The sequence below is a fragment of the Blastochloris sulfoviridis genome, from assembly GCF_008630065.1.
GTDB lineage: Bacteria > Pseudomonadota > Alphaproteobacteria > Rhizobiales > Xanthobacteraceae > Blastochloris > Blastochloris sulfoviridis.
In genome coordinates this window covers 66,636-86,448 of sequence record NZ_VWPL01000015.1, presented here as the reverse complement: position 1 = coordinate 86,448, position 19,813 = coordinate 66,636, and the positions used below count along the sequence as shown (strand labels likewise).

Sequence of the window (19,813 nt, the reverse complement as noted above, 5' to 3'; positions counted from 1 at the left end):
GCAAAGTCCGGTTCCGCTGGCTCCATCGCCCATCCTCCGCATCCGAATCGAAGGAACCGACAGATTCAGCACTTCAGGACCTTGTCACGCCTTTCTTCACCCGATCGCCCTGATGATGCAAGTCTTCCTTGTTGCGCTTTTGTCGAAGTATCGATAGCAGACGACGCGCGTTCGATTCGACATCCAGGCGCTTGACGCCTCAGTCAAAGGAGAGCTTTGGTGGCAAAGGCGAAGACGACGAAGCCGGCGGCGGCGCGGAAGACCAGCAAGCCTGCCGCGAAGAGCACGCGGGCCAAGCCGGCGGCATCGACCATTCGTCCAGTCAAGGAGACCATGACGAAGGCGGCGCTGATCAACCTCCTCGCGGAGCAGAACGATCTGCCGCGCAAGACCGCGGCCGCCGTCTATGCCACGCTGGAGAGCGTGATGCTCGGCTCCCTCCATCCGCGCGGCGTCGGCGAGTTCACCCTGCCGGGTCTCCTCAAGGTGACTCTGCGCAAGGTGCCGGCCCGCCGGGCTGGAACGCTGGTCCGCAACCCGGCCACCGGCGAAATGGTGAAGGGCGCCGCGAAGCCGGCGAGCATGCGCGTGAAGATCCGGGCGCTGTCGAAGCTCAAGTCCGCCGCCGCGCCTTGATGCCGGCGGCGACGGTCGGCGCCGGCGTCGCCGGATCGGTCTTGCGCTCCGCACCGAACACCCCGGAAGCCCCTTCAAGAAGCTGAGCCTTCCAGGCCGTGATCTGGTTGGGGTGGACGTCGAACGCTTGCGCCAGCTCGGCGAGCGTCTTCTCGCCCTTGATGGCGGCCAGCGCCACCTTCGCTTTGAAAGCCGGGGCGTGGTTCCGGCGCGGTCGTCTCGGCATCGTCTCTCCTGTTCGCCAAGCCAGCTTGGCTGCTCACAGGCGAAAACGCCACTCATCGGACCTGTTCAGATTGCCGGAGCCACCTCCATCCTGGGCTTGAGGACGCGCAGCAGCAAGGCCGAGATGACGGTCCCCGCGATGAGGGCGACGAGGTAGCCGCCGACATGGGTCACGGCGTTGGGGATCGGCAGCACGAAGATGCCGCCATGCGGCACCTTCAGCTCGGCGCCGACATACATCGAGATCATGCCGGCCGTCGCCGAGCCCGCCATCAGGGCCGGGATGACGCGGACCGGATCCTTGGCGGCAAAGGGGATGGCGCCTTCGGTGATGAAGGAGATGCCGAGGAAGAAGGCGGCGTTGCCGGCCTCGCGCTCGTCGGGCGAGAAACGGTCGGGGAATACCTTGGTGGCCAGCGCCAGCGCCAGCGGCGGGGTCATGCCGGCGGCCATGGCGGCGGCCATCGGGCCGTAGACGGCGTTGTCGGCCGAGGCGATCAGGCCGGTCGCGAAGGTGTAGGCCGCCTTGTTGACCGGGCCGCCCATGTCGAACGCCATCATCGCGCCGATGATCCCGCCCAGCAGCACGGCGTTGGCGGTCTGCATGGTCTTGAGCCAGGCGGTCATCGCCGCCAGCGCCGTGGCGACCGGCTGGCCGATGACGTAGATCATCAAGAGGCCGACAATGGCCGAGCCGGCGAGCGGCAGGACCAGGACCGGCTTCAGGCCGTCGAGATTGCGGCCGAGGTGGATGTTGTCGTTGAGCAGCTTGACGACATAGCCGGCGAGGAAGCCGGCGACGATGCCGCCGAGGAAGCCCGCGCCGATCATGCCGGCGAGCATGCCGCCGATGGCGCCCGGCGCGATGCCCGGCCGGTCGGCGATCGAATAGGCAATGAAGCCGGCGAGCATCGGCACCATCAGGGCGAAGCCGGCCTTGGCGCCGATGACGAACAGCGCGTGGCCGAGCGTGTCCTTGTGGGCGTCGTCATAGACGTAGATGCCGCCCAGCGCGAAGGCGATGGCGATGAGCAGGCCACCGGCGATGACGAAGGGCAGCATGTAGCTGACGCCGGTCATCAGGTGCTTGTAGACGCCGCTGCGCTCGGTGGCGCGGGCGGACTTCTCGGCGGCCACCTGGCCGGCGAGATCGGCGGAGACGGCGGCAGACGCCCCTTGGATGCTGGCCTCTTCGAAGGCGCGGGCGACCAAAGCCCTGCCGTCGCCGATGGCGGCCTTGGTGTTGGTCGAATAGACCGGCTTGCCGGCGAAGCGGGCGAGATCGACATTGGTGTCGGCGGCGATGATGACGACATTGGCCGCTGCGATCTCCTCAGATGTCAGCGCGTTCTGGGCGCCGACCGAGCCCTGGGTCTCGACACGGACGGCGTGGCCCAGCGCCTTGGCGCCCTGCTCGATGCCCTCGGCGGCCATGAAGGTGTGGGCGATGCCGGTCGGGCAGGAGGTGATGGCGACGATCTTCCTGGGGCCGCTCGCGGTGCCGGCGGCCGGGGCGGCAGCACCGGACAGTACGGCGCCGGGATCGGTGAGCACGGCGTCCAAGGTGACGTGCACGGTCTCCTTGCCGGCGAAGCGTCCGTCGCCGGTGACGTCGCCGATCAGGAGCACGGTGCCGGCGGCGGCGATCGCCTCCGGACCGAGGGCGCCGGACACGGTGCCGCCGGCGTGCAGCTCGACGGTGAGCGGGCGGCCGAGCGTGGCGGCCGCCTTCTTCAACGCCTGGGCGGCGAGCATCGCTTGGGTGGGGCGGTCGGTCGCGCCGACAACCGCGATCAAGGGCGACGTCAACGGCAACGGCGACATGGGCTCCTCCGGTTCGTTCGGTCCCGCGTTTGCTGCGGGTTGGGCGGTTCATGCGGTTTCCGGCCTGCAAGGCCGGAGAACCGCATTCCGATCGTCGAAAATCCCGTTATCGAACAAGGGATTTTCGGCGAGATCGTTTCCGGTATCCCGAAGGGATCAACCGGAAACCGTATCAGATCAACGTCACGCTGACGGCGGTGGCGAGGCGCTCGATGTCCTCGGCCGGTCCGAGATAGGGGCCGATGCGATCGAGCTTCGAGGCGGCGAACGCCGTCGAGAGCCGGGCGACGCGTTCGAGCGGCGCGTCTTCGACGAGGGCTGCGACGATGCCGGCCACCATGGCGTCGCCAGCGCCGACCGTGGACAGCACGGTCCTGGCCGGCAGGCGCGCGGCGAGCGCCGTCTCGCGATCGACGAACAGCGCGCCCTCGGCGCCGAGCGAGACCACCACCAGCGCAAGGCCGCGGGCGAGCAGGGCGCGTGCCGCCTCGACCAGTTCGCCAGCGCCGGCAAGCGGATGGCCGACCAGCGCTTCAAGCTCGGCGCGGTTGGGCTTCACCGCGTGGATCGGCACGCCCGCCTTGAGCGCGGCGGCGAGCGGCGCGCCGGAGGTGTCGAGCACGACGCGGGCGCCGGGGCCGCTGAGGTCATTGGCAATCTCGGCCCACGCCGTGGCGGGCAGCGTCTCGGGCAGCGAGCCGGCGAGCACCACCGGGCGGCCGGGGGCGACCGAGTCCATCAGGGCCTTGCGCACCGACTCGAAGACGGCGTCCGGGATGATGAGGCCGGGCAGGTTGACGTCGGTGGTTTCGCCGCTCGTGCGGTCGGCGATCTTGATGTTGGTGCGGGTCTCGCCGGAGGTGCGCACGAAGCGGTCGGCGATGCCCTTCCTGGCAAAGAACTCGGCGAAGGTGCCGTCATTGGCGCGGCCGAGCACGCCGGTGGCAGTGACGCGGACGCCCCAGTCGGCGAGGCAGCCGGCGACGTTGATGCCCTTGCCGCCGCAGGTCGAGACGGCGGCGGTGGCGCGCTGCACGGTGCCGACGACGAAGCGGTCGAGCGTGACGGTGAGGTCGATCGCCGGGTTGAGCGTCACCGTGACGACATCGGGCGCGAGGTCTTCGGTCATCGCCGTTCTCCGTCGAGGGCGCGGACGCGGTCGGCGGTGTCCGCCGCCAGGGCTTCGGCGGCGAGGCGCTGCAGGTCGGAAAAGGTCGCGGAGCGCAGCCGCGCCTTGACGGCGGGCACGTCGCGCGGGGTCATCGACAGCTCGTCGACGCCGAGGCCGGCGAGCAGGCACGCGCCGAACGGATCGCCGGCAATGCCGCCGCAGACGCCGACCCAGCGGCCGTGGGCGGCCGCGCCCTTCACGGTGGCGGCGATCAGGCGCAGCACCGCCGGGTGGAGGCTGTCGGCCTCCGCCGCCAGATCCGGATGCTGGCGGTCGATGGCCAGCGCGTATTGGGTGAGGTCGTTGGTGCCGATCGAGAAGAAGTCGACGTGGGCGGCGAAGACGTCGGCGAGCACCGCCGCCGAGGGCACCTCGACCATGATGCCGAGCGGCACCCCAGGCGCATCGAGATCGGCGCGGATGCGCTCGCAGATGGCCCGCAGCGCGACGATCTCCTGCAGCGAGGTGATCATCGGGAACATGATCGACAGCTTGCGGCCGCTCTTCGCGGCGCGATAGAGCGCACGCAGTTGCGGCTCGATCAGCTCGGGGCGGCGCAGCAGCAGGCGGGCGCCGCGCACGCCGAGGAACGGGTTCGCCTCGTGCGGCAGGTCGAGATGGGCGACCTGCTTGTCGCCGCCGATGTCGAGGGCGCGCACGATCAGCGGCCGGTCGCCGAGCGCATCGAGCATGGCGGTATAGATCTCGGCCTGTTCGTCCTCGGTGGGCGTGGCGCCGCGCTCAAGGAACAGGAACTCGGTGCGCATCAGGCCGACGCCCTCGGCGCCGAGATCGAGCGCGAGCGCGACCTGGTCGGGGGTGTTGGCGTTGGCGGCGATCTCGATGCGCTGGCCGTCGGTGGTGACGGCCGGCGCGGCGCGGTCCGCCGCCTCGCGACGGCGGCGCTCGGTGTCGGCTTCGATACGGGTGCGGGCCGCCGCGATCGCCGCGTCGTTGGGGTCGAGCCAGAGGCGGGCGCCGCCGCCGTCGAGAATGGCGGTGGTGCCCTCGGCGACGTCGAGCGCCGCGTCGCCGGCCGCGACCAAGGCCGGCAGGCCGAGCGTGCGGGCGAGGATGGCGGTGTGCGAGGTCGGGCCGCCGCGCGCGGTGACGAGGCCGACGATGCGGGTGGTGTCGAGGCCGACGGTGTCGGACGGCGTGAGGTCGTCGGCGATCAGGAGCACGTCGCCGTCGGGAAGTGGCGCTTCGGTGGTCGCGAGGTCCGGCACGAGATGGGCGAGCACCCGGTTGCCGACGTCGCGTAGGTCGGCGGCGCGGGCGGCGAGCAGCGGATTGCCCATGGCGGCGAGGCGGCCCGCGGTGCGGCTCACCGCCTCCTGCCACGCCCAGGCCGGGCCGTGGCCGTCGACCATGAGCTGGCAGGCGAGGGTGATGAGGTCGGTGTCGGCCAGGAACTCGGCCTGGGCCTTGAAGATGCCGGCCTCCGAGGCGCCCAGCCGGCGGGCGGTGTCGTCGGCCAGGACGGTGAGCTTCTGCCGGGTGGCGATGATCGCCTCGTCGAGCTGGCGGCCGGATTCGATGAGCGGGAGCGGCAGGTCCGGGACCGCCACCTCGGCCGGGCGCACCACGTGGACGCGGCCGATGGCGAGGCCGGGCGCGGCGGACATGCCGGGGATCGACGGCATGGGGGCGGGCGGGGTCCATGCCGCGGCGCCAGCGCCCGCGGCAGCCTTGGCCGCGGCCTTGGCGGCGTCGGTCTTCTCCTGGAGGGTGAGGCCGGTGATCGCGGCCTTCATCGCGGCGAGCGCCTCGGCGGCGCCGTCGCCCTCCGCCGAGACGACGATGCGGTCGCCGCTGCGGATGCCAAGCCGGAGCAGCGAGACGAGATTGCGCGGGTCGGCGACCTCGTCGCCGGCGCGGATCTGGATGCGGGCGCGGCTGCGGCGGGCGGTGTCGACCCAATGGGCGGCCGGCCGGGCGTGGAGGCCGCTCGGATAGTCGCAGATCCAGTCGAAACGATTGGCGAGATCGATGGCCGGCGCGGCGGGAGCGGACGCCTCCGCAGGGGCGCTGGTGAGCGCGGCAATGATGTCGCGCGCGTCGGTGGTGCGCGTCAGGGCGTCGAGCGCGGCTTCGTCCTGCAGCAGATTGGTGAGGCGGCGCAGGACGGTGATGTGGGCGTCGGAGCGGGCGGCGATGGCGACGACGAGGCGGGCGGTCTGGCCCTCGTTCCAGGCGACGCCGTCCGGAACCTGGAGGATGGCGAGGCCGTTCTCCCGGACAAGGCCGCGGTCCTCGACCATGCCGTGGGGGATGACCACGCCGTGGCCGAGGAAGGTGTTGGCCACCGCCTCGCGGCGCATCATCGAGTCGACATAGGCGGGGTCGATGCGGCCGCTGGCGACCAGCATCTGGGCGGCCTCGCGGATCGCCGCCTCCTTGGTGGCGGGGCGGGCGGCGAGGCGGACCAGTTCGGCCGACAGGATCGGCGCCGAGGTGGCGGCAGTCGCGCCGGTGGCGCTCGTGATGGTGGCGTTGGCCATGGACGAGCCCTCCCGTGGGTTCATTGTTGAAACGGATTTGAAAACGTTTTCACGTGGCTGTCAACGGCCATCGCATTGCCAAGATGGGAATCTCTTGTCAGTATTGATGTTGAAATGCACAGTTCCCTGACGTTTCAGGGTCTGTCGATTGGGAACGTTTTCAGAATATGACGGTAGGGATCAAGGACGTGGCCCGCGTGGCGGGGGTCTCGCCGGCGACCGTGTCGCGGGTGCTCGGCAACGGGCCGGTGAGCGACGACCTCCGGCAGAAGGTCGAGGCGGCGATCAAGGCCACGCAATATCGCCCCAACCTCGCGGCGCGGCGGCTCAGGTCGCAGCATTCGCGCACCATCGGGCTGATCGTCTCCGACATCCGCAACCCGTTCTTCACCACCCTCAGCCGGGCGGTGGAGGACGCGGCCTATGGCGCCGACATGCGGGTGGTGCTGTGCAACACCGACGAGAACCCGGCCCGCGAGGCGATGTACCTGCGCATGATGCAGGAAGAGCGGATCACCGGCCTCATCTACGCGCCGACGCGCACGACGGCGGAACGCCTCGGCCGCATGGAGTTCAGCTTTCCCGTCGTGCTGGTCGATCGCATGGGACCAGCGGGGGCGCACGATGCGGTGACGATCGACAATGCGTCGGCCGCAGGCGTCCTCGTCGATCATCTCGTCGGCCAGGGGCATCGGCGGATCCTCGGGCTGTTCGGCAACACATCGTCGACGGCCGAACTGCGCCATGACGGCTATGCGGCGGCGATGGCGCGGCACGGGCTCGACACCGACGTCCGCTTCCTGCCCCCCACGGCCGAGGCGGCCGAGGCCGAGTTGACGCGCCGGCTTGCGGCCGGCGCGCGGCCCGATGCGGTGATGGTGTCGAACGGCCTCTTGCTGCTCGGGCTCTATCGCGCGGCCCGGCGCGCCGGACTCGAGTCGCCGCGCGACATCGCCATCGCCGGCTTCGACAACGAGACCTGGACGGAGCTGGTCGGCCCGGGCCTGACGGTGATCGAGCAGCCGGTGGCCGAGATCGGCCGGGCGGCGATGGACCTGGTCTTCGAGCGGCTCAGGACGCCGGACATGGCGCGGCGGCAGGTGGTGCTGGCCGCGCGGCTGGTGGTGCGAGGCTCGTCCGCGGCGCGCGAGCGGACCGCGCGACCGGCGATCTGACGAGGCGGCCGACCCGGGCTCAGCCGGTCGTCTTCTGGCCCATGGCGATGGCGTTGACGGTGAGCAGCAGCGCCTGCAGCGCGTCTTCGTCCCGGGTCCGGCGCCACGCGCGCAGCAGCCGTACCTGCTCGCCCGACAGCCAGGCGAGCCCGCTCGTCCGGGTGTGGCGCGTGCGCACGAGGCGGGGGCGGCCCTCGCCGAGAGGCTGGCCGAGCAGCGCGCCGACCTGGGCGCGTGCCCGCTCGAACTCGGCGAAGATGCGCGCCAGCGTGTCTTGCCGCAGGCGCTCGTCCTCGACGAGGCCGGCATAGAGCGTCATGATCTCGCGGTCGGCCATCAGCAGGCTGGCCTCGACGTTGCGCAGCACGTAGGACAAGAACGGCCAGTCGGCGGCCGCGGCCTTGAGCGCCGCCCAATCCTCCGGCTGCTCCGCTTCCAGCCCGGCCAGCGCGCTGCCGACGCCGAACCAGCCGGGCAGATGGAAACGCGCCTGGCTCCAGCTGAACACCCAGGGAATCGCCCGCAGATCCGCAAGCCCCGCCGAGCCGGTGCGGCGCGGCGGGCGCGAGCCGATGCGGCTCTCCTCGATGGCGTCGATCGGCGTCGCCTGCCGGAAGAAGGTGATGAAGCCCGGCGCCTCGACGAGGCTGCGATAGGCCGCAAGGCTGCGCGCCACCACGCCGTCCCACACGCCGTGCAGCGGGTGCGGCGGCGCCTCGCCCGCCTGATGCAGCAGCGAGGTGCGCACCAGGCCGGCGATCATGCGCTCCAGGTGGAAGGTGGCAGTGACGCGGTTGGCGTAGCGCTGGGCGATCACCTCGCCCTGCTCGGTGACGCCCATGCGCCCGCTGAGCGAGCCCGAAGGCAGCGCCTTGAGGAAGGCGTGGCTCGGCCCGGCGCCACGGCCGATGGTGCCGCCGCGGCCGTGGAAGAATTCGAGCCTGACGCCATGGCGGCGGGCGACGCGCATCAGGCGGCTTTCGGCCTGATGCAGGTGCCACTGGCTGGCGAGAATGCCGCCATCCTTGTTGCTGTCGCTGTAGCCCAGCATCACCAGGCATTCGGGCGTCGGCCGTCCGTCGCGGATGCGGATGTGATCGAGCGTGCGCCGCGTCATCGGGTGGGCCAGGAACGCATCAAGGATGCCATCGCTGCGGTCGAGGTCGTCGATGGTCTCGAACAGCGGCGCCACCCTCAGCTCGCACGCCGCGCCGGCCGGCGTGTCGACCATCAGCCCCGCCTCGCGCGCCAGCAGATAGACCGCGAGCAGGTCAGACGCGCCGCGCGTCATGCTGACGATCACCGGACCGATGCCGGCATAGCCGAACGTGGCCGCGTGGCTCCTCAACGCCCGGAACAGCCGCACCGTGAGCTCCGCCTCGCCGGCGAGTTGGCGGTGCACGCAGGCGAATGGCCGCGGGCTCGAGAGTTCGCGCTCGAGGAACGCCAGCTTCTCCGCCTCGCTCCAGTCGGGATAATCGGTGCGCTCGAAGCCGGCGGCACCGAGCAGCCCGGCGATGGCGCGGTCGTGATAGGCGCTGTTCTGGCGGATATCGAGCCGCGCCAGATGGAAGCCGAAGGCGCGCGCCAGCGCGGCGAGCGGGCGCACGTCGGTTTCGGCGACGTGCGGGGCGCCGGCCTGCCGCACCGCCTCCTCGAGGATGCCGAGATCGGCAACCAGCGCCGCGGCCGCGGCATAGGCCGCCGGGTCATTGGGCGCAGCCCGGGTGCGCTCCAGCCGCGCGACCATCAGATTGATCAGTTGCCGCCACGGCTCGCCGGGATTGCGCGCCAAGGCGGGCGGGGCGTCATCGCCCAGGAGCGCGGCAAGCTCGTCGATACGGGCACGGAGCATGGGCGGCAGGGCCTGCCCGTCATCCACGGCGAACGACAGCTTCACCGCGAGCTGGACCAGCCGCGCCTGCAGCACGTCGAGCGCGCCGCGGCGCAGCCGGCCGAGCATGGATTGCGTGACCTCGGGCGTCACCAGCGGGTGGCCGTCGCGGTCGCCGCCGACCCAGGTGCCGAATTCGATCTGCGGCATCGGCGGCGCGTCGCTGGCGAAGGTGGCGCGCCACGCCTGCTGGAAGCGCTGGTCCAAGAGCTCGACGACATCGGGGAACACGTGCTCGAAATAGTGCAGCACGTTGCGGATCTCGCTCTCCAGCTTGGTGCGGTCGAGCGAGATTTCGCCGGTGCGCCACAGCCGTTCCAGCGCCGCCTTGACGCGGTGCTGGAACATCGCGAACTCGACGTCGGTGAAGGCCCGGCCCTCGCGCTCCAAGAGCAGGAGATAGAGCGCGCGGTGATGCTCCAGCACCGTGGTGCGCTTGGCCTCGGTGGGGTGGGCGGTGAGCACCGGCTCGAGCGCGGCGTCGGCGATCACGCCGCGCACGGCATCCTCCGAATAGCCGCGGTCGAGAAGATCGCGCAGGTCGGTCAGCCACAGCCCGGGCTCGCTCTCGCGCTGCTGGCCGTCGCGGCTGCGGCGGATCTGGTTGGCGGCGTTCTCCTCGACGATGTTGAGGAGCTGGAACGCGATCGACAGCGCCTGGCAGCGCCGCTCGGCATTGTCGTCGGCCTCGGCCGGCGGCGCCGGCTGGTCCGGCGCGAAACACTGGCGGATGAAGGCGGAGACGCCGGCGGCCGTGCTGGATTCGTCGGCGACCTGGCAGAACAGGTCGAGCAGATAGGCGAAGTCGGTGCCGACCTTGGCGAAGCCGCCGGATATCGAGCCGTTGTTGGCACTGGCGTCGCGGGCGTTGGCGTCGCGGGTCATGGTGGGCGGGCTCCGATTCAGGCTTCAACCGTAGAGCATTTTCCGCAGGAGGGGGAACCGATCCTGCGGGAGAAAATGCGGAAATTCAAAGGCCTAGAGTATCATCCGACCGGATGCGGCCGGATCGGACAAGGCTCGGGCCGCCTTGGCAGCGGCATCTTTCGGCGGCCGGCGGATCAGTCGCTATAGGTCAGCGCCACCTTTGTCGCCGCCGCGCAGGCGGCGGCGCGGGCGAGCGTGACATCGCCGTGCCGCGCCAACGCCAACGCCACCCCCATGCGGCGGTAGGGCCGGGTGGTCGGCTTGTTGAAGATGCGCACGTCGACATCCACCCCCGGTGCGGTGGGGCGCAGCGCCGCCTCCAGCCCCGAGATCGAGAAGTCGGCGGCGTCGCGGTCGGCCAGGATCACCGCCGAGGCGGCGGGGCCGTGCTGGGTGATGGAGGGAATCGGCAGGCCGAGGATGGCGCGGGCGTGCAGGTCGAACTCGGTGAGGTTCTGCGAGATCAGCGTCACCATGCCGGTGTCGTGCGGGCGCGGCGACAGCTCGGAGAAGATCACCTCCTCGCCCTTGACGAAGAATTCGACGCCGAACAGCCCATAGCCGCCGAGATTGTCCACCACCGCCTTGGCCATGGCCTCAGCCGAGGCGATGGCCGCGGCCGACATCGCCGCCGGCTGCCAGCTTTCCTGGTAGTCGCCGCGCTCCTGGCGGTGGCCGATCGGCGGGCAGAACATCACGCCGTCGCGGGTGCGGATGGTGAGCAGCGTGATCTCGTAGTCGAACGGGATGAACGATTCGACGATCACCCGCTGGCGGTCGCCGCGCATGCCCTCCACGGCGTAAGCCCAGGCGGCATCGACGGCGTCCGCGCTGCGCACGGTGCTCTGGCCCTTGCCCGATGACGACATCACCGGCTTGACCACGCATGGGATGCCGATCTCGTCGACGGCTGCCCGCATCTCGGGAAGCGTTTCGGCGTAGCGGTATCTGGAGGTCGGCAGCTTGAGCTCGGTGGCAGCCACCTCGCGGATGCGGTCGCGGTTCATGGTCATGATGGTGGCCCGCGCCGACGGCACCACGCTGAAGCCCTTTTCCTCGAAATCCCTCAGCACCTCGGTGCGGATGGCCTCGACCTCCGGCACGATCAGATCGGGCCGATGCTTGTCGATCGCCGCGGTCAGCGCCGCGCCGTCGAGCATCGAGAACACCTCGGCCTCGTCGGCGACCTGCATGGCGGGCGCACCGGCATACGCATCGCAGGCGACGACATGGGCGCCCAGGCGTTTGATGGAAATCACGAATTCCCGGCCGAGTTCGCCCGAGCCCAGCAGAAGAACCTTCGCAACGGAAGCCATGGCCGGCCCACCCCCGATCAGCACGCGGCCGGACCATAGCCGAGGCACATTCTGTGCGGAACACGCTTTGCCGATCTGACCACAGGGGCGGGCTTCATACGGTTTCCGGTTGATCCCTACGGGATACCGGAAACGGTCTCGCCGAAAACCCTTGTTCGATAACGGGGTTTTCGGCGATCGGAATACGGCTCGAAGGCCCGATCGGCCGGAAACCGTATCACCTGCCGCAAGGCGACGTTCTGGAACCGGCCAGCGGTATCCGATGAAGCCGGCTGGGGCGTCACATCGGCGCACAGATGGGGATGAGCCGGCCCGACGCCTTGCCGATGGCACCCGCCCGGGGGCAAAGTCCCGCGCTCCGCGGGCAATGGGCCTTCGGTGCTGGGAGAGTGTCGTTGGAAATTGTTCTTGGGGCGTCGGCCGGTGGCGCGGCGGCAACGATCGACCTGGAAGAGTTGCTGGCCACCCGCCTGCTCGTGCAAGGAAATTCCGGATCCGGAAAATCCCACCTCCTGCGCCGAATTCTTGAGCAGAGCGCGCCGCACGTCCAGCAGATCGTGATCGACCCGGAGGGCGACTTCGTTTCTCTGGCGGACAAGTTCCAGCACATCGTCGTCGACGCCAATCGGAGCGAGGCGGACCTCGACTGCATTGCCGCGCGCGTGCGCGAGCGCCGCGTGTCGGTCGTGCTCAATCTCGAAAATCTGGAGCAGAGCCTGCAATTGCGGGCGGCGGCGATCTTCCTCGACGGGCTGTTCGAGGCGCCGCGCGCCCACTGGTATCCCGCCCTGGTCGTGGTCGACGAGGCCCAGTTGTTCGCGCCGATGGCCTCGGGCGACGTGTCCGACGAGGCGCGGCGCGTGTCCTTGACGGCGATGGTCAATCTGATGTGCCGGGGGCGCAAGCGCGGCCTCGCCGGCATCATCGCCACCCAGCGCCTCGCCAAGCTGGCGAAGAACGTGGCCGCCGAAGCCTCGAACTTCCTGATGGGGCGCACCATGCTCGACATCGACATGGCGCGGGCCGCCGATCTTCTCGGCATGGAGCGCCGCCAGGCCGAGATGTTCCGCGACCTGCCGCGCGGCAGCTTCGTCGGCCTCGGCCCGGCGATCGCCCGGCGCGCGGTGCAGATCAAGGTGGGCAGCGTCGAGACGGCCTCGCGCGGCGTGACGCCGCGACTGATGCCGCCGCCCGACATGTCCGATGCCGACAGCGAGGAGATCCTGGCGCCGGCGCCGGTGTCGGCGCCGCGAATCGTCGAACGCAAGCCGCCGCCGGCGCCGTCCACCACCGACATCTTCGCCGAGATCGCGCGGGCCGAGGAGGCCGCGGCCCCGGACGAGGAATCCGCAACGCCGATGCTCTCGGCCGAGGAGCGCGACCACCGCTGCCGGCAGATCGTCCACGAGATGGTGTCGGACGAGACCGGCTCGCGTCCCGAGGGCGCACTCTATCAGGATTTCCAGATCCGCTGCCGGATCCAGCGCCTGCCGGGCGCGCTGCCGGGGCTGGACGAATTCCGCGGCTGGCTGGAGGACGGCCGGGCAGGCGTGACGCCGGAGGAGGCCGCGACCGAGGCGTGGCGGCGCGTCGTCGATGTGGCGCGCACGGTGCCTTCGGATCTGCGCGGCGTGTTCGTGCTGTTCGCGCACGCCGCGATGCGCGGCGAGCCCTGTCCGTCCGACCTCGACGTGGCGCGCATGTGCGGCACCCGATCGGTCGGCCGTGCCCGCAACCGCCTCCAGCAGCTCGACCGGCAGGGCGCGATCGTGCTGCGCAACACCATGAAGGGCGCGCGCATCGCCGTTCTTCCCGATCTCGGCTGGGAGACGCTGGCCGGCGATCCCGCCGCCCCCGCCCGGGACGGAGCGGTCGAGCGGCTTGCGGGTTGATCTCAGTCGCCGGCAGTTTCTCGGCGCACACGGGGACGGTCTGCCGGCCACTGAGGGCAGGCCGGCGAGGGATCGTCGCCGCGGGGGCGACGGGCCGCCGGCGGGACTGGGGCCGCCGTGCTCCCAGGGGTCGCGCTGGCGAATGGGTGGGGCGTTGCGGTGCGTATTGACGACCGTGGCGCAAGCTCGCGAACTGCTATACTGGCCGCGGTGCGCGGCCTCGGCATGATCGGCCTGGGCGTGGTACGTATGACGTATGAGGTGCTGAAATGATGCGGGGGGCTGCTGTCGTCGCCGTGCTTGCCGCGTTGTGGCCAATGCCTGCCGGCGCTGCCCCGCGCGGTGTCCTGTATATGGGCCTCGGTGACGAATTGTTCGCAGGCCCGCTCTTCCAGCTTAAAGCCGAGCTTGAGCGTCGTGGCGCCATCGTCGAAGTGCGCCCCTGGTGGTCGCCCTCGTCAGACCATTACGACTTCGCCATCGGACAGTCTGTCGGCGTCGGCCCCGCGAGCCACGCCAATGCAGGTCGCCGCATCGGAATTGACCCCGTGCAGGTCGACTGGACCGGCATCCAGGTCAATTTCTGGACACCGCCGAAATTGGGCTATGCGCCCGGGCGCCCGCTCTCCAGCGCCAGAAACATCCGCATAGACGAGGCGACGCACGTCTCTCTGCCGGCGGTCGCCGCAAGCCAGATCGCCGACGAGGCGCTGCAAGAGCCGAACCAAACGCCTGTCGGCGACGCCCTCGGCGACCCGATTCTGCTGATCGGCGGGTCCCCACCGGAAGAATGACGCCGCGGGTGCCGCACGTTGCGCATTGCAGGCCGGGCAGGGGGGCGGCCGGCACGCACGCGGCGCCGGCGCGACGACTTGGGACGCGTCCGATCTGAAGCGGTCATACGGTTTCCGGCTGATCAAGCCTTCGAGCCGTATTCCGATCAGATCGGACGCCGCTCTGGCTGCGCGTCAGTGCGCCGGGTATTTCGTCGGGTCCGTCATCTTTTGGGTCAGTTCCAGGAGCTCGGCAGCGGTCGCCTTGTCGTCGTACACGCCGGCAGCCACCTGGAGGCCGCTCGAGAACGCCATTTCGGCGCCGAGCGCGTAGGTGATCTTGCGCGAGACATTGCCGGCACCCGGGCGGGTCCACAGATACTCGACCCAGCCGCCGCGCTTGTTGTCGCCGGCCTTGCACAGTTCCTTGAAGATGAACTTGCCGTTGTTGTCGGTGATCTGCATCACCGACCTTCCGACGAGATCCGGACGCAGCGGGTGCGCCACCATCCGGTCGAGACGGCAGTCGTAGACGAACACGTAGGAGTCCTTCCACACCCACTGGCCGTCCTTGCTGTTGAACTCGGCGAGGCCGGACGCGCCCTTGTCGTGGAGGAAGCGCGAGGCCGCCGACACCTTGGCGACCACCTCCTCCGGCGTTGCGGCATCCTCGCCGGCGGCGGCGATGCCGCCCATTGCGAGGGTCGAGGCCACGGTGAGCGCCGCGACCAGTTTTCCTGCACCCATGATGATTCTCCGATGATCGAGTGTGCGACTCGGGGCCGCTCAGGCTTGGGCGGCCTTCAGGGTGGCGGCAGGCGTGCTGCGCGGGCGCAGCCACGGCTTGCCGACGGGGAGGACGTCGCGGCCGAACACGTCGGCGAAGATCAGGTGGGCCATGATGTACCAGGCCATCGCGGCGCAGGCCATCAGCTCGTAGCCGGCCACCACGGTGAGCGCCGGGAAGCCGAAATGGGCGAGGTCGAGCAGGATGAAGCCGACGAGCAGCAGCGTGAAGGTGAGGGCGAGCGCGCTCGAGATCCGCATCGAGCCGATCCAGAGGATCGCGGTGAACAGCGTCCAGGCGATCAGGAACCAGCCCACGTCGGTCTTGCTGGAGACGTAGAGATTGTATTGGTTGCCGATCAGCATGGCCGCCAGCGCGATCCAGAAGCAGCCATAGGCCGTGAAGGCGCAATAGCCGAAATTGTTGCCGGTCTTCATCTCCTGCAGACCGGCAATCATCTGCGCCAGCCCGCCGAAGATCAGGCCGAGCCAGATCACCGGGCCGAGGCCCATCCAGCCGACATTGTGGAACTGCAGGACCATCGTCGTGAGGCCAAATCCGGCCAATCCGACGACGGCCGGATTGCCGAGTTTCTGTTCTGCCATGCTGGAATTCCTTGGGTCGCTTTGCGCACGAAACCGGGTGAAACTATCGACCGGCGACGACTAGGCCAGCGCGTTGTGCACCGCAAGCGACGAGCCGAAAGACTTTCGTCGGATGGGCCAGGGCATGCGCCGCAGAACCGGCAACCGGCTTCGCGGAGACTGCGCCAACTCAGAGGCTTGGAGCGTCCGACCCGATGCGATCGGATCGGATGGCACCCTCAAAACGGCTGGGCTTGCGGGCGACGATGTAGGGGCCGTGGGGGTTCGTGCCGAAGACGCGCTCGTCCTCGATCTCGAAGCCGGCGTCGCGGATGGCCTGGCGCAGCGCGATCTTCGTCAGCGCCTTGGCGGACGGAAACATGCCGAGCACGCGCAAGGCCAGGAACAGGCTGCGCAGCTTGAGCCCCATTTCGGCGAAGCACCAGGTCTTGGCGATCATCAGGCCGCCGGGCTTCAGGTTCGCGTGGATGCCGGAGAGCGTGCCGGGGAGGTCGCCCACCAGATGCAGCACCTGGAAGGCGCAGATGGCGTCGAAGGGGCCGCCGTCGAAGGCGTTCCCGGCGTCGGCGAGCACGAAGCGGAGGTTCTCCGGCGCGGGCTTGGCGCGGGCGATGCGCAGCATTTCGGGCGAGAAGTCCGTCGCCGTCCACGCCGCCACGTGGGGCGCAAGGCGGATCGCGGTCGAGCCCGTGCCGCAGCCGATCTCCAGCACCCGGTCGGTAGGTCCGAGCCGACCGGCGGCGTCGGCCAGCATCGCCTCATAGGCCGCCGGATCCTTGACCGGCCGCGCGGCGTAGCGGTCGGCGATCCTGTCCCAGAACTTGACGTGTCCGGCCTTGGCCATTGCGGGTCGCTCCCGACGTATCATCAGACGGTTTCCGGGTGATCACGCCGTGATCCCCGGACGCAGACTCGCCGAAAACCCGTCGTGGAGACCGGGATCCCGGCGAACGGAATGCGAAACCCCGGCTCGATCAGCCGGATCTCGTATCAAAGAAGCGGTTCGAGCTGGGCGCGCAAATTGACCTGCGCCCGCATCCGCGTGGCAAGCAGGTAGATGCCGCCGAACTTGCGCTGCAGGAAGAACGTGTCCATCGGCGGGATGCGGACATGCCTGTGATCCTCGGCCATGGCCATGCCCGACTGGCGCATCCGCATCGCCAGGTCCGTGGCGCCGAAGTCGAAGGGCGCATTTCGCCGCAGCGGTTCGAGCGACATCTCGAACATCTCCAGCATGGCCTGCTCCAGGCGCGCGGGCGTGTCGTCGGCCAGGAAGCCGATCTCCATCGCGGCCGCGCGGATGCCGTCGCGGTCGCCCGCGAGCCCTGCGCGCACGAGGCGGCGGAAGTGGTTGGCGAAATCGTCGGGGAAGGCGCGGGTGGCTCCGAAGTCGAGAAGGATCACCTGCCCGGTCCCGGGCACATAACGGTAGTTGGCGAAGTTCGGGTCGGTCTGCATCAAGCGGAACTCGAACAGCTCGCGGAAGAGCAGGTCGATCAGCAGCGTCATCACCCGGTTGCGCTCGGCCTGCGACGCGGTGGCGAGGTCGTCCACCGGACTGCCCTCGACATAGGCCATCGCCAGCACGTTCTGCGTCGTCAGGTCGGGGTGCAGCTCGGGCACGCGGAACTCGGGCCGGTCGGCGAGCAGCGCGCCGAATTGCGAGAGGCAGCGGCCCTCGCGCTCGTAATCCGCCTCCTCGTGCAGCTGGCGCTTGGCCTCGGCCAGCATGGGGGCGATATCCACGTGCCGCGGCAGCATCCCGGCGACGCGGATCAGCGAGGCGACGTTGTCCACGTCGGAATCGATGCTGCGGCGGACGCCGGGGTACTGCACCTTGATCGCCAGGTCGCGGCCATCCTTGGTTCGCGCCCGGTGGACCTGGCCGATCGAGGCCGCAGCGAGGGGATGGACATCGAAGGTCTCGAACCGGCTCCGCCAGTCGGGGCCCCAAGCCTGGGCCAGCACTCGCTTCAGTTGCGGCCAGGGCATGTGATGGGCGTCGGCGCGCAGGCGGGCGAAGATCTGCGCCAGTTCCGGCGGCAGCACGTCGCCTGCGTCCATCGACATCAGCTGGCCCACCTTCATCGCCGCCCCGCGCATCCGCGCGAGCTGGTCGGCGACCTTCATCGCATTGGCGGGGGTGAGCAGCAGGTTCTCCATGCGCGGGCGCTGGCCGCGCGCCAACTGCCGCGCGGCTTCGGTGGCAACGTTGCCCGCGATGGAGGAGGCGAGCCCGCCCAGCCTGGCCATGCGCGACAGGCGCGACGTGGGCACGGGCAGGGCCTTGGTGACGATCTTACGTTGAGGCATCGGGGGCTCCTTCGGGGCGTGCAGAGTGGGAGATGTGGGGATGGGGCAAGGTCAGGAACAGGCCCCGCAGCGGCAGACGTCGCTGCCGTGGTCGCGGGCGTGGTGCCGTAGCGGCAGGACCGGGGCCAGCCGCCGGATGCGAGCGCAGCGGCGGTCGGATCGGTTACGCCGGTGGAGACCGTCGCCACCCTGCGCCCGTCCATCACGTCAACATCCGCAGCCAACGCGACCATTCCCCGTTCACATCATGACGCAAAAGTCCTTGGACAAGGGGGCAGTTGCGGAATTGAAAAGGCATCCTGTCCAACACAACATATCGCGCCGATAATTGTCGGTGACTAAATCACGGAAGGCGGTTCAGTTCCGGGGAGCCTTTTCCCGCAGGAAACTGAGCGTCACGTCGGCGAATTGAACGCGCGGCGCATAAAATCTACATGATTTGGTTGTGGACTTGGTGACGGCGCCTGTCCGGCGGGCATCGAACGGCGGTATGCTGGGACGGACGCCGTTCGCCGGATTCGGCGCCGCCAGCACCATGCAGACCAGCACGGCGGACACATGTGGTGATGAGGATCGCCCTGTGCCCGGCGCGGATGTCCAACTCGGCATGGCCGGCGAAGGCGGCCACCACGCCCAGCATCCCCACACAGCATTGCGAAAGGCGCCGCGTCCGCATGGAGATTTCAGCGGCCTGCTCGCGGACTTTGCGCTCGGCGGGGAGGATCTGGCATCTCGGCGACCCCGCCCGAATAGACGGCAGCAGGCCGGCCCCTCTGCGAGGCGTCTCGCTGTGCGCAGCATGACCCGATCGCCCGATCGCCCGATCCTCTGGGCGAACCATCTTCGGCTGCAACCATATGTTGATGTAGGCAACTTATATTAGTTATTTTTGTATAAATTAAATACTTCGAGGTTGCGCCGCGCGCATTCGACTGTCTAGGCGGAGTGCAAGTGCGAACATAGGCGTGGCAAATATGCGACACTTAAACTTTTTAGTATCGACGCAACATTAATTGGCTAACGAAACACTAACGCGTTGATCGGTTTCGCACGCATTGGTTACGTTTAATCAAGATTCGCGCAACCGATCACTGCGGCCAAACGGGGGGAAGCATGTCGTTACGGAGCTTTTCGTTGCGGGGCTACTCGTTGCGGCACCTTATTGCCGGCGTTGCGGTCGCAGGTGGAGTTGTCCTCTCGATCAGCGCTCCGAGCGCTCTCGCCTCGGAGCTTGTTTACACGCCCACCAGTCCGTCATTCGGCGGCAGTCCGCTCAATTCGTCTCATCTCTTCGGTCTCGCGAACGCGCAGAACGAGTATAAGGCCAAGGCTGATGCGGCGGCCGCTCGGCAAACCGCGACTTCGATGTCGGATCGTTTCATCCAGATGCTGCAGACTCGGCTCTATTCGAGCCTGGCGTCGCAGGTCTCGGAGGCGATTTTCGGCGAGAACGCCCAGGACCAGGGGCGCATCAAGTTCGATGACCAGGAAGTGAGCTGGACCAATACCGGCACGGAAGTCCGCTTGCTGGTCACCGACCTGCAAACCGGCCAGATCAGCGAAATCATCATCCCGACGATCACGCAGTAGACGGCGGCAGAGGCGCGCCACGGCCAAGCACGGGTGCGCGCGCCTTTGATACGGTTTCCGGTCGATCCCTTCGGGATACCGGAAACGATCTCGCCGAAAACCCTTTGTTCAGAAACGGGATTTTCGGCGATCGGAATGCGGTTCTCCGGCCTGATCGGCCGGAAACCGTATGAGGCCGAAC

The 19,813-nt window shown here is 69.0% G+C and carries 13 protein-coding genes and 2 pseudogenes; 5 read left to right on the top strand and 10 right to left on the bottom strand.

Annotation, left to right across the window (positions count from 1 at the left end):
* Positions 1-219 precede the first annotated feature (219 nt).
* A complete protein-coding gene (locus tag F1193_RS10195; protein WP_150097576.1) occupies positions 220-636 on the top strand; it encodes an HU family DNA-binding protein in 417 nt (138 codons plus the stop codon).
* A gap of 10 nt (positions 637-646) precedes the next feature.
* Here F1193_RS10195 and F1193_RS10190 read toward each other — a convergent pair.
* The 4 genes and pseudogenes from F1193_RS10190 to ptsP form a co-directional block, all read right to left on the bottom strand.
* Positions 647-862 (bottom strand): annotated as a pseudogene (locus F1193_RS10190) (transposase); the annotation flags it as partial.
* A 65-nt stretch (positions 863-927) separates the two neighbouring features.
* Complete coding sequence (locus F1193_RS10185) at positions 928-2,685, bottom strand: PTS fructose transporter subunit IIC (RefSeq protein WP_150097575.1); 1,758 nt, start codon at positions 2,683-2,685, stop codon at positions 928-930.
* A gap of 172 nt (positions 2,686-2,857) precedes the next feature.
* Complete coding sequence (pfkB, locus tag F1193_RS10180) at positions 2,858-3,814, bottom strand: 1-phosphofructokinase (RefSeq protein WP_150097574.1); 957 nt, start codon at positions 3,812-3,814, stop codon at positions 2,858-2,860.
* Positions 3,811-6,360, bottom strand: coding sequence for a phosphoenolpyruvate--protein phosphotransferase (gene ptsP, locus F1193_RS10175; RefSeq protein ID WP_150097573.1), 2,550 nt, complete (start codon positions 6,358-6,360; stop codon positions 3,811-3,813). The genes pfkB and ptsP overlap by 4 nt, the downstream gene beginning before the upstream one ends.
* 167 nt (positions 6,361-6,527) lie before the next feature.
* Between ptsP and F1193_RS10170 the strand changes: the two genes are divergently transcribed.
* Complete coding sequence (locus tag F1193_RS10170; RefSeq protein ID WP_150097572.1) at positions 6,528-7,535, top strand: LacI family DNA-binding transcriptional regulator; 1,008 nt, start codon at positions 6,528-6,530, stop codon at positions 7,533-7,535.
* Positions 7,536-7,554: 19 nt separating this feature from the next.
* Here the strand turns inward: F1193_RS10170 and F1193_RS10165 are convergent, their stop codons facing one another.
* Both F1193_RS10165 and purT read right to left on the bottom strand, forming a co-directional pair.
* Positions 7,555-10,314, bottom strand: coding sequence for a phosphoenolpyruvate carboxylase (locus F1193_RS10165; RefSeq protein WP_150097571.1), 2,760 nt, complete (start codon positions 10,312-10,314; stop codon positions 7,555-7,557).
* 176 nt (positions 10,315-10,490) lie between these two features.
* Positions 10,491-11,672 (bottom strand): formate-dependent phosphoribosylglycinamide formyltransferase, encoded by a 1,182-nt coding sequence (gene purT / locus F1193_RS10160; protein WP_150097570.1) that lies wholly within the window; start codon positions 11,670-11,672, stop codon positions 10,491-10,493.
* A 389-nt stretch (positions 11,673-12,061) separates the two neighbouring features.
* Here purT and F1193_RS10155 point away from each other — a divergent pair, with 389 nt between their 5' ends.
* Both F1193_RS10155 and F1193_RS10150 read left to right on the top strand, forming a co-directional pair.
* Positions 12,062-13,564 (top strand): helicase HerA domain-containing protein, encoded by a 1,503-nt coding sequence (locus tag F1193_RS10155; protein WP_246164282.1) that lies wholly within the window; start codon positions 12,062-12,064, stop codon positions 13,562-13,564.
* A 269-nt stretch (positions 13,565-13,833) separates the two neighbouring features.
* On the top strand, positions 13,834-14,358 hold the full coding sequence (locus F1193_RS10150) for a hypothetical protein (RefSeq protein ID WP_150097568.1): 525 nt from the start codon (positions 13,834-13,836) through the stop codon (positions 14,356-14,358).
* A gap of 174 nt (positions 14,359-14,532) precedes the next feature.
* Here the strand turns inward: F1193_RS10150 and F1193_RS10145 are convergent, their stop codons facing one another.
* The 4 genes and pseudogenes from F1193_RS10145 to F1193_RS10130 all read right to left on the bottom strand — a co-directional run bounded on the left by F1193_RS10145 (position 14,533) and on the right by F1193_RS10130 (position 18,042).
* Positions 14,533-15,084: a cache domain-containing protein gene (locus tag F1193_RS10145; RefSeq protein ID WP_150097567.1), complete on the bottom strand. Its 552-nt coding sequence runs from the start codon at positions 15,082-15,084 to the stop codon at positions 14,533-14,535.
* A gap of 39 nt (positions 15,085-15,123) precedes the next feature.
* Positions 15,124-15,744, bottom strand: a pseudogene (locus F1193_RS10140) (acetate uptake transporter); the annotation flags it as partial.
* Positions 15,745-15,898: 154 nt separating this feature from the next.
* Positions 15,899-16,573, bottom strand: a complete 675-nt coding sequence (locus F1193_RS10135) for a class I SAM-dependent methyltransferase (protein ID WP_150097565.1) — start codon at positions 16,571-16,573, stop codon at positions 15,899-15,901.
* Positions 16,574-16,719: 146 nt separating this feature from the next.
* The gene (locus F1193_RS10130; RefSeq protein WP_150097564.1) at positions 16,720-18,042 is read right to left on the bottom strand and encodes an ABC1 kinase family protein; all 1,323 of its coding nucleotides are present in this window, start codon (positions 18,040-18,042) and stop codon (positions 16,720-16,722) included.
* A 1,134-nt stretch (positions 18,043-19,176) separates the two neighbouring features.
* On the opposite strand from F1193_RS10130, the gene F1193_RS10125 reads away from it, so the two are divergent.
* Positions 19,177-19,632, top strand: coding sequence for a curli assembly protein CsgF (locus F1193_RS10125; RefSeq protein WP_170263516.1), 456 nt, complete (start codon positions 19,177-19,179; stop codon positions 19,630-19,632).
* Positions 19,633-19,813: the final 181 nt, after the last annotated feature.